Source organism: Stenotrophomonas sp. GbtcB23 (genome assembly GCF_019091045.1).
In the GTDB taxonomy this organism is placed as follows: Bacteria; Pseudomonadota; Gammaproteobacteria; order Xanthomonadales; family Xanthomonadaceae; genus Stenotrophomonas; species Stenotrophomonas rhizophila_A.
This window is the reverse complement of the sequence record NZ_JAGXKC010000305.1, coordinates 1-313: the sequence shown is the minus strand read 5'-3', so window position 1 is coordinate 313 and position 313 is coordinate 1. Positions and strand designations below refer to the sequence as shown.

Annotated in this window: 1 protein-coding gene; it reads left to right on the top strand. The window is 60.4% G+C overall.

The genetic code is table 11. The annotated features are described in order from the left end of the window. Positions 1-291: hypothetical protein (locus KVS69_RS19210; protein WP_217539554.1), on the top strand; the 291-nt coding region annotated here is incomplete at its 5' end. Positions 292-313: the final 22 nt, after the last annotated feature.

Here is a 313-nt window from a genome sequence, read left to right as displayed (position 1 = left end):
AACCCTACCGTATTCAATCCCCATTTCGATGCCCGTTTGGCCATGGCGCACAACAGCGATCTGCTGCGAATTCTGCTGGAGCTGGCCCGTAACCGACCGGATATCGAGTTCCAGCACGGCATGTGCTCCAGCGGCCTCATCTGGAGGATCAAGGATTACGACCACGACCCGCTGTATCTCTCAAGCGTGGGCCTGTGGGCGCCCCATGGCAAGGTCAATTGGATTTCCGGCGAGCGCGGCGTCCCTGGCCAGGATACCATGTCTCCCGCGCACGCCGAGTTTGGAGGCTAGTGGGCTCTACTACCGGCAATGG